The organism is Dietzia sp. Die43 (genome assembly GCF_024519835.1).
GTDB lineage: Bacteria > Actinomycetota > Actinomycetes > Mycobacteriales > Mycobacteriaceae > Dietzia > Dietzia kunjamensis.
This window is the reverse complement of sequence record NZ_JALJRF010000002.1, coordinates 188,052-200,733: the sequence shown is the minus strand read 5'-3', so window position 1 is coordinate 200,733 and position 12,682 is coordinate 188,052. Positions and strand designations below refer to the sequence as shown.

Below are 12,682 nucleotides of genomic sequence, written 5' to 3'. Positions count from 1 at the left end.
ATAGTTCACCCAGACTTAACTACAGGGATGTGATTCGGGCGTAGCGTCATCGGCAACGGTCGGTGGGGAAGCCGACCGTCGGGAGGTCCCAGCCAATGATCGTCTGTCTCGATCGGGAGGGGGCCGGCACCCGGCCCCGTCACCACCAGGTGACCTGGGCCGGCCGGTCCAACCCAACACGCTCGCGGGTGCCGCGGGCGAGGAGCGCGCCGTGACCGACACCGTACGTACCTACGTCCTCGACACCTCGGTTCTGCTGTCCGATCCGTGGGCCGTCACCCGCTTCGCCGAGCACCGCGTTGTGCTCCCCATCGCGGTCATCAGCGAGCTGGAGGGCAAACGCAATCATCCCGAGCTGGGCTACTTCGCCCGTGAGGCCCTCAGGCTGCTCGAGGACCTGCGGCTGCGGCACGGGCGCCTCGACGGCGACATCACCGTCACCGACGTCGGCGGCACCCTGCGGGTCGAGCTCAACCACACCGACCAGGCGGTGCTGCCGTCCGGATTCCGCGACACCGGCAACGACTCCCGGATCCTGGCGTGTGCGCTCAACCTGCGGGCCGGGGGCGCCGACACCGTGCTCGTGTCCAAGGACGTCCCTCTGCGGGTCAAGGCGGGTTCGGTGGGCCTGCCGGCCGACGAGTACCACGCCCAGGACGTCGTGCTGACCGGGTACAGCGGGGTCGCCGACCTGCCGGCCACCCAGGACCTCGTCGACACCCTGTTCTCGGAGGGCCGCGCCTCGGGCCTCGCAGCCCGGGCCGCGGGACTGGAGAGCGGGACCCCGGTGCACTGCGGCGTCCGCGTCCAGACAGAGTCGTCGTCGGCTCTGGCCCGCGTCGCCGACGACGGCGGGCTCCGGCTGGTCCGTGGAGACGTCGAGGTCTTCGGCCTGCGCGGCCGCTCGGCCGAGCAGCGCATCGCGATCGACTGCCTGTTGGACGAGTCGATCGGGATCGTGTCCCTCGGCGGCCGCGCGGGCACCGGCAAATCGGCGCTGGCGCTGTGCGCGGGCCTCGAATCGGTCCTGGAGCGGCGTCGTCACCGCAAGATCGTCGTGTTCCGCCCGCTGTACGCCGTGGGCGGGCAGGAACTGGGGTACCTGCCCGGCAGCGAGTCGGAGAAGATGTCCCCGTGGTCCCAGGCCGTGTTCGACACCCTCGAGGGACTGGTCAGCGAGAACGTCATCGACGAGGTCATGGACCGCGACATCCTCGAGGTGCTGCCGCTGACCCACATCCGCGGCAGGAGTCTGCACGACTCGTTCGTGATCGTCGACGAGGCGCAGTCACTCGAGCGGAACGTGCTGCTCACCGTGCTCTCGCGGCTGGGGACCGGGTCGCGGGTCGTGCTCACCCACGACGTCGCGCAGCGGGACAACCTCCGGGTGGGGCGCCACGACGGCATCCAGGCGGTCGTGGAGAAGCTCAAGGGGCATCCACTCTTCGCGCACGTCACCCTCAACCGCTCGGAACGTTCCGCCATCGCCGAACTCGTCACCACGATGCTGGAGGAATTCCACCCCGAGGGTTCCTCCGGGGAGCTGCGACGGATCCACGCCGCCTGACTTCAGGCTCCGGGCAGCGTGGGATGATACGGGTCCGGGCGAGCGAGCCCGGGCCCGCATCGTGCATGCCGTTACGGAGGTTCCCCATGTCCCGACGCTCGTCGCCGGCGCCCGCGCTCTGGCTGCTCACCGCCTGCGTCCTGGGGCTGGCCGCGTGTGGCGAGCAGGTCCCCGGTGGCATGCCGGCCGAGGCGCAGTCCCAGACCGCTGCGGGACAGGCTGCTACGGAGCAACCTGCTACGGACCAGATCGGTGGGGACCAGGGCGCTGGTGACCAGACCGGTGCGGGCCCGGGCGCGATCGGCCCCGCCGCCGGGTCCGACGCGGACGACCCGATCGTGGTGAAGATCGGCGAGGACGAGTTCCTCACGAACATGGCCATCTATCGCCGGTACGACGATGCCAAGGAGACCGCGCTCGCGCTCGGGGCGCCGGTGGCCCCGGCAGAGGTGCTCGAGGGTGGCAAGAAGCAGGACTTCGCCGACGGGGCCATCTACTGGTCACCGCAGACCGGTGCCCAGATCGTCCGCGGGCAGATCCTCGCCACCTACCTCGACAACGGCGGACCCGCCGGCCGGTTGGGGTGGCCCGTGAGCGACGAGCTCGTCGAGGACGAGGTCATCTACTCGGACTTCCAACGCGGACAGATCCGCCTCGAGGACCAGGCCATCCGGGTGGTCGAGCACTCCCGCTGACCCCGGAACGCGACGCGCCGCGGGCCGGGCGCGCCGAGCCCGGTCCGCGGCGCACATCGCGGTGCGCACTCAGGGCGAGACCGTCGGGTCAGCGCTCGCGGTCGAGGCCCGTCATCCCCAGGACGTCGAGGCGCCGGTCGAGCTCGGACTCGGACAGTGGATCGGGGACGAAGCCGAGCGCGATGACGGCCTCGCGGATGGTGATCCCCTCGGCGAGGGCGTGCTTGGCGACCCGGGCGGCCTCCTCGTAGCCGATCGCCGAGTTCAGCGGCGTGACGATCGAGGGGGAGGACTCGGCGAGCCGTCGCATGCGATCGGTGTCCGGCTCGATCCCGTCGATGCAGCGCTCGGCGAACAGCGTGGACGAGTTCGCGAGGATCCGGACCGACTCGAGCACGTTGCGCGCCATCACCGGGATCGCGGTGTTGAGCTCGAAGGCGCCGCTCGCACCGGCCCACGCCACGGCCGCGTCGTTCCCCACGACCTGCGCGGCGACCTGCGCGACCGTCTCACACAGCACCGGGTTGACCTTGCCGGGCATGATCGACGACCCCGGCTGCAGGTCCGGAAGGTGGATCTCCGACAGCCCGGTCATGGGTCCCGACCCCATCCACCGGACGTCGTTCGCGATCTTGGTGAGCGAGACGGCGACGGAACGCAGGGCCCCGGACAGCTCGACAAGGCCGTCGCGGGCGGCCTGGGCCTCGAACGGATCCGCCGCCAGACGGAGCTCCTCCAGGCCGGTGAGGGAGCGCAGCTCCTCGACCACAGCGGAGCCGAAGCCGTCGGGGGCGTTGAGGCCCGTGCCGGCGGCGGTTCCACCGATCGGCAACTCGCCGACACGGGGCAGCGTCCCGCAGACGCGCTCGACCCCGGCGCGGATCTGCCGGGCGTAGCCGGCGAACTCCTGTCCGAGCGTCACCGGCACGGCGTCCATCAGGTGGGTGCGCCCGGGCTTGACCACCTCGCGCCACTGACCGGCCTTGGTCTTGAAGGACTCGGCGAGGGTGTTCAGCGCGGGCACGAGATCGGCGATCACGACCTCCGTGGCCGCGACGTGGGTCGCCGTCGGGAAGGTGTCATTGGACGACTGTGACATGTTCACGTCGTCGTTGGGGTGCACGGTGACGCCCTCTGCCGCGCAGAGCGAGGCGATGACCTCGTTGGTGTTCATGTTGGAACTCGTGCCCGAGCCGGTCTGGAACACGTCGACGGGGAAGTGCTCGTCCAGTTCACCCTCGGCGATGCGGCCGGCTGCGGCGACGATCGCGTCGACCTTGTCCCGGTCGAGAAGTCCCAGCCGACCGTTGACCGTCGCACAGGCGGACTTGAGCAGACCGAGCGCGCGGATCTGCGCTCGTTCGAGCCCGCTGCCCGAGACGGGGAAGTTCTCGACGGCACGCTGGGTCTGTGCCCGCCAGAGAGCGTCGACGGGGACCCGGACCTCGCCCATCGTGTCGTGTTCGATACGGAATTCAGTTTGATCGGCCATACCGGTCAGACTAGGCGCGCCCGCCGCACCGTGCAGGAGGACGGAAGCGGCGGGCGCGGGGTGCCGGGAGGGATCAGTTGCCGCCGGCGGCCTGGCCGTAGTCGACGGCGGAGAACTCGCGGAGCTTCTCCATCTTGTGGCGCCCCTCGACGTGGCGGACGGTGCCCGACTTGGACCGCATCACCAGCGAGCGGGTGACGGCGCCGTTGGCGCGGTAGCTCACACCGCGGACCATGTCGCCGTTGGTGATGCCGGTGGCGGCGAAGAAGCAGTTGTCGCCCTTGACCAGGTCGTCCGTGCCGAGGATCGCGTCGACGTCGAGTCCGGCGTCGACCGCCTTCTGGCGCTCCGCCTCGTCCTGCGGCCACAGCTGGCCCTGGATCTCGCCGCCCATGCACTTCAGCGCGCACGCGGTGATGATCCCCTCCGGGGTACCGCCGATGCCCATGAGCATGTCCACCGAGCTGTCGTCGGAGGCCGCCGCCACACCGCCGGCGACGTCGCCGTCCATGATGAGCCGGACCTTGGCGCCCGCGGCCCGGATCTCGGCGATGAGCTCGGCGTGACGCGGCCGGTCGAGCACGCACACCGTCATGTCCCCGACATCGATGTTCTTGGCCTCCGCGACCGAGCGGATGTTCCACTCGGTGGACTTGGCGAGGTCGATCCTGCCCACGGCGTCCGGGCCGACGGCGATCTTGCGCATGTAGAACACGGCGGACGGATCGAACATCGACCCGCGCTCGGCGACCGCGATCACCGCGATCGAGTTGGGCCGGCCCTCCGCCATGAGCCGCGTGCCGTCGATGGGGTCCACGGCCACGTCGACGGCCGGCCCCTCGCCGGTGCCGACCTTCTCACCGTTGTAGAGCATGGGCGCCTCGTCCTTCTCGCCCTCACCGATCACCACGACGCCATCCATGTCGACGGTGGAGATGAGCTCGCGCATCGCGTCCACCGCGGCGCCGTCGCCACCGTTCTTGTCGCCACGCCCGACCCACCGCCCGGCGGCCAGGGCGGCGGCCTCGGTCACACGGACCAGCTCCATTGCGAGGTTTCGATCGGGACGCTTGGTGGGTGACATAGGTGGTCTGGCTCCTAGTGAACGGTGGCTGGGGTTGTCAGTGGCATGTGCGCGACGGTGGCGCGCACGGCCGCGGTGGGGTGTCGGCGCCCATTGTTCCACCTCGGCCACCCCGCCGGGGGCCACGCGCCGGACTCGCCCCGGCCGGGTGGGATACTCGCAGGCGTGGCCGAGGCGAAACCGAGAATCCTGCAGGGCAACCGCGACATGTTCTGGTCGGTGGTGGTGCTCATGGTGATCTGTGGCGTCTTCGCCGGAGTGGCCGGACTGTGCACCTTCAGCCCGTCCGGCCCGCAGCAGGGACAGATCCCCGACTTCGACGCGCGGGCCTCGCTGGAGCAGGACGCCCGGAGCCTGGACTTCCCGATCCGCTCGCCCGAGGTCCCAGAGGGGTGGACCCCCAACTCCGGCCGTGTCCAGGGCTTCGCCGGGACCACCTCCAGCCACGTCGGCTGGGTGACGGGCGAGCGCAGCTACATCGAGCTCGTCCAGTCCGACGCTCCCGAGGACGCGTTCCGGTCACTGGGTGGCGGGCCGAGGCCCAGTCGCACCGTGGTGCCCATCTCCGGGCGCGAGTGGGCCGTCCTCACCGGGGACGACGTCCGGCCGGTGTGGGTGCTCGACCTCGACGACGTCCGCGTGGCCGTCACCGGCTCCGCGCCGACGTCCGACTTCGAGTCACTCGCCGCCGCCGTACAGGACGTCGAGCCGCTGCCCGCGCCGTAGACGCCCGGCGTGCCGTGCCCGCGGTGATCGCATCGGGGCGGCGGTAGGTGTTCGCGCCCGGCCGGGCGACGGGATCACCCCCGGCCGGAGTCGCCCTCGTCGTCGTCACCAAGGACGGCGTCGATACGCGCACGCGCGCCGTCGAGGTGTTCGGTGCACCGCTCGGCGAGTTCCTCGCCCCGCTCCCACAACGCCAGTGAGGCGTCCAGGTCCTGACCGCCGGCCTCGAGGATGCGGACCACCTCGATCAACTCGTCGCGGGCCTGCTCGTATCCCAGCTCGGAGACGGGGGTCTGCTCGTCGGACATCAGGACTGCTCCTCGGTCGGTTCGGTGGAAGGGGTGGGTCGGCCGGCGGCGGGTGTCGACCCGAGTGCGGCCGCGGAGATGGAGCCGTCGGAGACGCGGATCCGCAGCTGCGATCCGGGTGGGGCGTCGGCGATCGACGAGACCACCCGGCCGTCGTGGCTCCCGGCGACGGACTGCACCACGGCATAGCCACGGGCCAGGGTGGCGGCGGGACCGAGCGTGGTGAGACGCGCCGACAGGTGGCCCAGCGACGTGGACTCCGAGTCGATGATCCGGGTGATGTCGCGTCGGGCCGCGCGCAGTGCCTCGGCGACGATCTCCGCCCGCGACTCGACGATCCCGTACGGGTTCGCCATGCACGGCCGCGACCGCACGGCCGCCAGCTGGTTGCGCTCCCGGTCCACCCAACCGCGCAGCGCCCGGGCGGTACGGGACCGGGCCTCGGCGATACGACGACGCTCCTCGATCACGTCGGGCACGACCCGTTTGGCCGCATCGGTCGGGGTGGCCGCCCGCAGGTCGGCGACGAGATCCGACAACGGCGAGTCGGGCTCGTGGCCGATCGCGGAGACCACCGGGGTGCGGCACCGCGAGATCGCGCGGATGAGAGCCTCATCGGAGAAGGGGAGCAGGTCCTCGACCGACCCGCCGCCGCGGGCGAGGATGATGACGTCGACGACGGGGTCGGCGTCGAGCTCGGCCAGCGCGTCCAGGATCTGGGGCACGGCCGACACCCCCTGCACCGGGGTGTTGCGCACGGCGAAACGCACGTCCGGCCAGCGGCCGCGGGCCACCTCGACGACGTCGCGTTCGGCGGCGCTCGCCCGGCCGGTGATCAGACCGACGCACGTGGGCAGGAACGGCAGGGGCCGCTTGAGTCGGGGGTCGAACAACCCCTCCGCCGACAGCGCCTGCTTGAGCCGCTCGATGCGGGCGAGGAGCTCGCCCACGCCGACGGGCCGGATCTCCGAAACCTGGAGGGAGAACGACCCGCGGCCCGTATAGAAGCGGGGCGTCCCCCGCACGACCACCCGGCTGCCCTCGGTGACCGGCACCGGCGACTCCGAGATGAGCCTGGGTGGACACGTGAGCGTCAGCGAGTTGTCGACGGAGGGGTCACGCAGGGTGAGGAACGCGGTGCGGGTGCCGGGGCGCAGGCTCAGCTGGGTGATCTGACCCTCGACCCACACCGCCCCGAGTCGGTGGATCCACGCGGCGATCTGGTCCGAGACCACCCGGACCGGCCACGGCTGCTCGGCGCTGCTCGGCGTGCGCGGGGACGAGGCCGTCACGCGTCGCGGGGGGCGACGCGGCCGGTCGGCACGTCGGGGTCGTCGTCCCGGTCGCGGGCGGCTCTCGAGGACGACCCGTAGACCCGGTAGGACACGTCCAGGACCTCGTCGGGGTCGGCCTCGTCCTCGTCGAACGTCGCCCACTCCGGCTGGTCGGACCGCGCCGGGAACACCGAGGCGAGCACCTTGTCGCCCTTGACGGCCAGGTCCGTGAGGGTCTGACCGGCGTGGAGATAGGACTGGACCAGGCCGCCGGCGACCCGCACGGGGATCGCGGGCAGCGTGGTGACCGCCTCGACCGCACGGCCGGGCAGGGCCACGACACGCTCCACCGCGGTGGCGGCGAGACCGATCGAGGCACGGGTCAGGAACAGGGGTCGGAGCATGCGGACCTCTCTGCCGGGGGGCGTGAAGGGAGGCGTAATGGTCGAAATCCAGTATGAACCGTACCCTGGGGACATGACCGAGCAGACCGACATGATCGCCGAACCGGCAACCAAGCGGGTACTTCTCGCGGAACCGCGCGGCTACTGTGCCGGCGTCGACCGAGCCGTCGAGACGGTCGAGAAAGCCCTGGCCAAGCATGGGGCGCCGCTGTACGTCCGTAAGGAGATCGTCCACAACAAGCACGTGGTCGAGTCCTTCACCGACCAGGGCGTGATCTTCGTCGACGAGACCGACGAGGTCCCGCACGGCGCGAACCTGGTGTTCTCCGCGCACGGCGTCTCGCCCGCCGTCCGGGAGAGCGCTCTCCAACTCGAACTCAAGACGTTCGACGCCACCTGCCCCCTGGTGACCAAGGTCCACACCGAGGTCAAGCGCTTCGCGCGCGAGGGCTACCTCATCCTGCTGGTGGGCCACGAGGGCCACGAGGAGGTCGAGGGGACCGCCGGTGAGGCGCCCGACGTAGTGACGCTGGTCGACGGTCCCGAGTCCGTGGACGCGCTGGACATTCCCGTGGACACCGAGAAGCTGATCTGGCTCTCGCAGACCACGCTCAGCGTGGACGAGACCATGGAGACGGTGCGCCGTCTCAAGCAGAAGTACCCCACGCTCATCGACCCGCCGTCTGACGACATCTGCTACGCCACGCAGAACCGTCAGGTCGCGGTCAAGACCATGGCCCCGCAGTGCGACCTGGTGATCGTGGTGGGGTCACAGAACTCGTCCAACTCCGTGCGACTGGTGGAGGTCGCGCTGCAGGCGGGAGCCCGCGACGCGCACCTGGTGGACTACGCCAAGGAGATCGACACGTCCTGGTTCGAGGGCGTCACCACCGTCGGCGTGACCTCGGGCGCGTCCGTGCCGGAGATCCTCGTCCGCGGGGTGGTGGACCTGCTCGCCGACCACGGCTTCGGCGACGTCTCCACCGTCCGGACGGCGCAGGAGACCATCACGTTCTCGCTGCCCCGCGAACTGCGGGTCCCCAAGAAGGTCTGATACGCGCCCCCGCCCGCCGGTAGGTGGCGGGGGAGGACGCGGTAGCCGTCAGCGCCCCGGCGCACCCCGCCTCAACGGCGGGCGTGTGCCGGGGCGCTGCGCTGGACGGGCGGCGCCGCGGGGCGGGCGACCCGCGGCCGCGGCTCCAGCACCAGGGCACGGATCAGGGCGATCGCCACCACCACGACGGTCGAGGTGATCATCAGCGGGAAGCGGGTCGCCAGCGGCAGGATGATCGCCACGAGCTGGGACCGCGAGAAGACGTCCGCGCCCGAACCGACCCCGGAGACGACGTAGACCAGCGGGACCAGCAGGGCCATGATGATCGGTGGCTGCACCCCCGCGACGAACACCGAGCGCCGCGCGACCGCGAGCACGGACACCACGCAGCCGAGGAAGAACGCCACGGTGAAGCCCGCGCCGAGGTCCCCGGAGACCGAGTCGATGGCCACGCCGGTCAGCGAGATCGCCACCGCCAGGAGGACCGCGGTCCAGGCCGGCAGCCCCCGCGTCGAGGACAGCACGGACCGCTCGTCCGCGGGTACCCGCCCACTCCTGCGTCTAGTCACGGGAGAAGACTCTAACCTCCCAGTCGGCGGGCGAGGAAACGGCCGAACCGCCGTAGCGGGTTGGGCTTCTCCGCCTCCTGCTCCTGCGAGGACGGGCGGTAGCCGTCGACCGCCTTCGGATCGACGGGGCCCGCCGCCGGCGGGGGTTCATCCGACAACCCCGGTGCGGCGGTGGTGGAGCCGCCGCCCACCTCGTCGTCGTCGGCCTCCACGGTGACCCCTGCACCCGCACGGGTGGGGACCGGGCGCCGGGGCCCGGCGATGTCGGGGCGCTCGTCGATCATCCCGGCCATGATCGCGGTGCTGCTCTTGCGCAGAGGTGCGAAGCGCGAGCTCGACAGCTCGGCGAGCCACGCTGTCAAACGTCCCTCGTCTGTCGCTGACGCCAGATCCGACGCGGTCACATCACCGGTACGCAGATCGATCTGCTCGTTGATGTAGCGCAGCGCGACCGCCAGTACCGCGAGGAGCGGGACGGCCAGGAACGCGCCGATGATGCCGAACAGCGTGCTACCCGCGGCCACGCCGAGCAGGATGACCCCAGGGTGCAGGTTCATCGCGCGCGACTGGACGATCGGCTGGAGAACGTTGCCCTCGAGTTGCTGCACCAGAATGATCACGACGAGGACGATGATCGCGGTCGTGAAGCCGTTGGCGACCAGGGCGATGAGGACCGCGAGCGCACCCGCGGTGAAGGCGCCGACGATGGGGATGAACCCGGCGATGAACGTGATGACGGCCAACGCCCAGGCCAGCGGTACGCCCAGGATCACCAGAGCCAGACCGATGAGCACCGCGTCGACGAACGACACGATCGCCTGGGCGCGGATGTAGCCGCCGAGGGTGTTCCAGGCGCGGGTCAGGACCTCGGTCAGGTGACGGCCGGCGGTGCGCCCGGAGATGCGGCGGACGAACGGGAGGAACCTCGGCCCGTCCTTGATGAAGAAGAACGTCAGGACCAGAACCAGTACGAGGGTGATCACGAAGGACCCCACCGCGCTGACACCGCTGAACACACCCGAGGCGATCTGGTCACCGCGGTCCTGCAGGGTGGAGCTGAGCTGCTCGAGGACCCCGTCGAGCTGCTCGTCCCGGATGTTCAGCGGCGGTCCGCGCAACCAGTCCTGGACCTGGGTGATCGCCTCCGAGGTCTGGTCGGCGAGCTGCACGCTCTGCTCGACGATCGACGGGGCGATGAGGGCGACCACGCCCGAGACGAGGCCGAGTGACGCGATGATGGACAACAGCGAGGCCAGCGTCTTGGGGACCCTGTGCCGCACCATCCACCCCGTCGGCGGCCACAGCACCGTGGAGACGATGAGCGCCAACAGGATCGGGAGGATGCCGACCCACAGGGCGCCACCGATCCTCGATACCAACCAGCCCGCGACGAGAAGGATGGCCAGTCGCAGGGCCCAGTCGGTGACCCAGCGCCCGCCCAGTCCGATGAGGACGGAACGGTCGACGTGCTGCTCCTGGTCCTCGACGGGGGGACGCGGTTTCGGCTCGTCGGTCATGGGTCACATGATGTCAGAGGTCACGGTGGTGTGCTCCCTGACGAGGCGCCCGACGGCCGCGGGGGAGGAGCCGGGGTGCTGTCCGTAGACTGTGCCCTCGTGAGCCTCACCCTCGGAATCGTCGGACTGCCCAACGTCGGTAAGTCGACCCTGTTCAACGCCCTGACGAACAACGACGTCCTCGCGGCGAACTACCCGTTCGCCACCATCGAGCCCAACGTCGGCGTGGTCGATCTGCCGGACCCACGCCTGAACCGACTCGCGGAGATCTTCGGCTCCGAGCGGATCCTGCCCGCCGTCGTGTCGTTCGTCGACATCGCGGGCATCGTCAAGGGCGCCAGCACCGGTGAAGGGATGGGCAACAAGTTCCTCGCCAACATCCGTGAGGCCGACGCGATCTGCCAGGTCGTCCGCGTCTTCGACGACCCGGACGTCATCCACGTCGACGGCAAGGTCGACCCGATGGCCGACATCGAGGTGATCGCCACCGAGCTGATCCTGGCCGACCTGGAGACCATCGAGAAGGCCATCCCGCGGCTCGAGAAGGACTCGCGCAAGGACAAGTCCCTCGTGGCGTTGTTGGACGAGGTCCGCAAGGCGCAGGCCGTGCTCGAGGACGGGCGGACCCTGTTCAGGGCGCAGGACGAGGTGGACCGCACCCTGCTGCGTGACCTGCACCTGATGACCGCCAAGCCGTTCCTCTATGTGTTCAACGCCGACGAGTCCGTATTGACCAGCGAGGAGCGTCAGGCCGAACTCCGCGCCGCGGTCGCCCCCGCCGACGCGGTCTTCCTCGATGCGAAGGTCGAGGCCGAGCTCCTCGAGCTGGAGGAGGACGACGCCATGGAGCTGCTGGAGTCGATCGGCCAGCACGAGCCGGGCCTCAACTCGCTCGCCCGCGCCGGGTTCCACACCCTGGGCCTGCAGACCTACCTCACCGCCGGTCCCAAGGAGTCGCGCGCCTGGACCATCCGCAAGGGCGACACCGCCCCCAAGGCCGCCGGCGTGATCCACACGGACTTCGAGAAGGGTTTCATCAAGGCCGAGATCGTCTCCTTTGACGACCTCGACGCCGCCGGGTCGATGGCCGCAGCCAAGGCCGCCGGCAAGGTGCGCATGGAGGGCAAGGACTACGTGATGGCCGACGGCGACGTGGTGGAGTTCCGCTTCAACGTCTAGGGACTGCCTGCTAGGCGGGGCTTGTCGGCTCTACTGACTAATCTCAGAGAGCGGTGGGCGCGTGCGGCTCGTGCATCCGGACGGCGTGAACTCGCCTGCGCTAGGGCTTTCTGGACTCGTTCGTGCTGGCGAGGCTGTCCGTGGGCGCTAGGAGTTTCTCCACAGGCGAGTGCGATCGACACTTCCTATCCACAGATCGGTCGTGGGGGGTTATCGGGTCCCGCGTGGAGGTCGATGCTGGGTGCATGGGAATCAGGTACTACGCATACGCATTCGACAGCGAGATCACACAGGTGGTGCTCGCCGATCCACGCGCCTACATCAGCGCGGACCCGCTCGCGGACGCCTTCGGACTGCCGCACGGCTTCGCAATGGGGACGACCGACTTCCAACAGGGGCCACCAGTGGAGGACATGCTCTACCTCGACAAGTCGTGGAGAAACCTGCAGATGATGACGCAGCCATCCGATCCGGATGAGCGAGCGCGCCCCGCCTACCGGATGTTCGAAGGCGCCGTGACTCCGCTCGGGAACTGGGAGGGCTGGTTGCCGTGGGTACGGGCGATACCGCCCGAAGACGTCGCTTGGATCGCGGACGATCTGGACGCGATCACCCGCGCAGACTTCGTTCCCTGGTTCAGTCGGCACAGCGGACCGTTCGGGGAAGACCACGAAGCGGAAGCAGACTACGTCGACCACTTCTTAGGCCGGGCGAGACATTTTCTCCGCGGGCTCGTTACATCCGGTCGAGGATTCGCGTACTTGATCGGGTGACAGCACGGCTGGCCCCTCGTCGTCGCATCTGGTCGCGGGG

Annotated in this window: 13 protein-coding genes; 6 read left to right on the top strand and 7 right to left on the bottom strand. The window is 70.0% G+C overall.

What is annotated here, in order from left to right:
* The first annotated feature begins 211 nt into the window (after window positions 1-211).
* Together NR111_RS02485 and NR111_RS02480 are read left to right on the top strand one after the other, a co-directional pair.
* Complete coding sequence (locus NR111_RS02485; protein WP_206472502.1) at window positions 212-1,567, top strand: PhoH family protein; 1,356 nt, start codon at window positions 212-214, stop codon at window positions 1,565-1,567.
* An 86-nt stretch (window positions 1,568-1,653) separates the two neighbouring features.
* On the top strand, window positions 1,654-2,262 hold the full coding sequence (locus tag NR111_RS02480; protein ID WP_256819777.1) for an LGFP repeat-containing protein: 609 nt from the start codon (window positions 1,654-1,656) through the stop codon (window positions 2,260-2,262).
* Window positions 2,263-2,350: 88 nt separating this feature from the next.
* Here the strand turns inward: NR111_RS02480 and NR111_RS02475 are convergent, their stop codons facing one another.
* Both NR111_RS02475 and glpX read right to left on the bottom strand, forming a co-directional pair.
* A complete protein-coding gene (locus NR111_RS02475; protein ID WP_256819776.1) occupies window positions 2,351-3,754 on the bottom strand; it encodes a class II fumarate hydratase in 1,404 nt (467 codons plus the stop codon).
* Between the two features lie 73 nt (window positions 3,755-3,827).
* Window positions 3,828-4,838, bottom strand: coding sequence for a class II fructose-bisphosphatase (gene glpX, locus NR111_RS02470; RefSeq protein WP_067715604.1), 1,011 nt, complete (start codon window positions 4,836-4,838; stop codon window positions 3,828-3,830).
* Between the two features lie 165 nt (window positions 4,839-5,003).
* On the opposite strand from glpX, the gene NR111_RS02465 reads away from it, so the two are divergent.
* Window positions 5,004-5,564, top strand: coding sequence for a DUF4245 domain-containing protein (locus NR111_RS02465; RefSeq protein ID WP_069390315.1), 561 nt, complete (start codon window positions 5,004-5,006; stop codon window positions 5,562-5,564).
* Window positions 5,565-5,638: 74 nt separating this feature from the next.
* Here the strand turns inward: NR111_RS02465 and NR111_RS02460 are convergent, their stop codons facing one another.
* Genes NR111_RS02460 through NR111_RS02450 form a run of 3 tightly spaced genes read right to left on the bottom strand, consistent with a single transcriptional unit; the run spans window position 5,639 to window position 7,550 of the window.
* On the bottom strand, window positions 5,639-5,872 hold the full coding sequence (locus tag NR111_RS02460) for an exodeoxyribonuclease VII small subunit (RefSeq protein WP_067715599.1): 234 nt from the start codon (window positions 5,870-5,872) through the stop codon (window positions 5,639-5,641).
* Window positions 5,872-7,164, bottom strand: a complete 1,293-nt coding sequence (xseA, locus tag NR111_RS02455) for an exodeoxyribonuclease VII large subunit (RefSeq protein WP_069390313.1) — start codon at window positions 7,162-7,164, stop codon at window positions 5,872-5,874. Before xseA ends, NR111_RS02460 begins: the two co-directional genes overlap by 1 nt.
* Window positions 7,161-7,550, bottom strand: coding sequence for a hypothetical protein (locus NR111_RS02450; RefSeq protein ID WP_256819773.1), 390 nt, complete (start codon window positions 7,548-7,550; stop codon window positions 7,161-7,163). The genes xseA and NR111_RS02450 overlap by 4 nt, the downstream gene beginning before the upstream one ends.
* A gap of 73 nt (window positions 7,551-7,623) precedes the next feature.
* On the opposite strand from NR111_RS02450, the gene NR111_RS02445 reads away from it, so the two are divergent.
* Complete coding sequence (locus NR111_RS02445) at window positions 7,624-8,604, top strand: 4-hydroxy-3-methylbut-2-enyl diphosphate reductase (protein WP_069390312.1); 981 nt, start codon at window positions 7,624-7,626, stop codon at window positions 8,602-8,604.
* 71 nt (window positions 8,605-8,675) lie between these two features.
* On the opposite strand, the gene NR111_RS02440 is transcribed toward NR111_RS02445, so the two are convergent.
* Both NR111_RS02440 and NR111_RS02435 read right to left on the bottom strand, forming a co-directional pair.
* On the bottom strand, window positions 8,676-9,173 hold the full coding sequence (locus NR111_RS02440; protein ID WP_256819772.1) for a DUF6542 domain-containing protein: 498 nt from the start codon (window positions 9,171-9,173) through the stop codon (window positions 8,676-8,678).
* Between the two features lie 11 nt (window positions 9,174-9,184).
* Window positions 9,185-10,690, bottom strand: a complete 1,506-nt coding sequence (locus NR111_RS02435) for an AI-2E family transporter (RefSeq protein WP_206472492.1) — start codon at window positions 10,688-10,690, stop codon at window positions 9,185-9,187.
* A 99-nt stretch (window positions 10,691-10,789) separates the two neighbouring features.
* On the opposite strand from NR111_RS02435, the gene ychF reads away from it, so the two are divergent.
* Both ychF and NR111_RS02425 read left to right on the top strand, forming a co-directional pair.
* On the top strand, window positions 10,790-11,869 hold the full coding sequence (gene ychF / locus NR111_RS02430) for a redox-regulated ATPase YchF (protein WP_185950324.1): 1,080 nt from the start codon (window positions 10,790-10,792) through the stop codon (window positions 11,867-11,869).
* 122 nt (window positions 11,870-11,991) lie between these two features.
* Window positions 11,992-12,642: a DUF1877 domain-containing protein gene (locus tag NR111_RS02425; RefSeq protein WP_256819770.1), complete on the top strand. Its 651-nt coding sequence runs from the start codon at window positions 11,992-11,994 to the stop codon at window positions 12,640-12,642.
* The last annotated feature ends 40 nt before the right edge of the window (window positions 12,643-12,682 follow it).

Bases quoted from the DNA above. Each gene is read 5' to 3' on its own strand.
- NR111_RS02475 (WP_256819776.1), bottom strand. From the start codon at position 3,754: ATGGCCGATCAAACTGAATTCCGTATCGAACACGACACGATGGGCGAG.
- glpX (WP_067715604.1), bottom strand. From the start codon at position 4,838: ATGTCACCCACCAAGCGTCCCGATCGAAACCTCGCAATGGAGCTGGTC.
- NR111_RS02480 (WP_256819777.1), top strand. From the start codon at position 1,654: ATGTCCCGACGCTCGTCGCCGGCGCCCGCGCTCTGGCTGCTCACCGCC.
- NR111_RS02450 (WP_256819773.1), bottom strand. From the start codon at position 7,550: ATGCTCCGACCCCTGTTCCTGACCCGTGCCTCGATCGGTCTCGCCGCC.
- NR111_RS02460 (WP_067715599.1), bottom strand. From the start codon at position 5,872: ATGTCCGACGAGCAGACCCCCGTCTCCGAGCTGGGATACGAGCAGGCC.
- NR111_RS02445 (WP_069390312.1), top strand. From the start codon at position 7,624: ATGACCGAGCAGACCGACATGATCGCCGAACCGGCAACCAAGCGGGTA.
- NR111_RS02435 (WP_206472492.1), bottom strand. From the start codon at position 10,690: ATGACCGACGAGCCGAAACCGCGTCCCCCCGTCGAGGACCAGGAGCAG.